Here is a 379-nt window from a genome sequence, read left to right as displayed (position 1 = left end):
TGACCGGAGCGCTCCCGGTCACCGGACACCGGCCGCAACTCCCCGCCCCGCCCCGGTATCCGCCGCCGCCCTCGACACCCCCGCCACCGCCCCCGCCGCCCGAACGGCTGCTGGTCGACTGGACGCTGTGTCGTGGCCACGGCCTGTGCGCGGAGGTGGTACCGGCCATGATCCGGCTCGGCCCGGACGGCTATCCCGAGACGGCCGGTATGCCGCTGCCGGCCCGGATGCGGCGCCGCGCCCAGCTCGCGGTGCGCCGCTGCCCGGCCCTCGCCCTGCGGATCCAGAGCGGCAACTGACCCTCCCCACCCACTCCTTGACCCCCGTACGCCCGCGGGCACTCCCCCGCGGGCCCCTCCCCTACGACCCCCACCCCCCA

The 379-nt window shown here is 77.6% G+C and carries 1 protein-coding gene; it reads left to right on the top strand.

Annotation, left to right across the window (positions count from 1 at the left end):
- Positions 1-299, top strand: a 299-nt coding sequence (locus tag IEZ17_RS43325; RefSeq protein WP_229852958.1) for a ferredoxin, incomplete at its 5' end; no start/stop codon positions are given.
- Positions 300-379 lie beyond the last annotated feature (80 nt).

Source organism: Streptomyces albospinus (genome assembly GCF_014648695.1).
In the GTDB taxonomy this organism is placed as follows: domain Bacteria; phylum Actinomycetota; class Actinomycetes; order Streptomycetales; family Streptomycetaceae; genus Streptomyces; species Streptomyces albospinus.
Note: the sequence above shows the minus strand (reverse complement) of the source record. Positions and strands in the feature narration are given on the sequence as shown.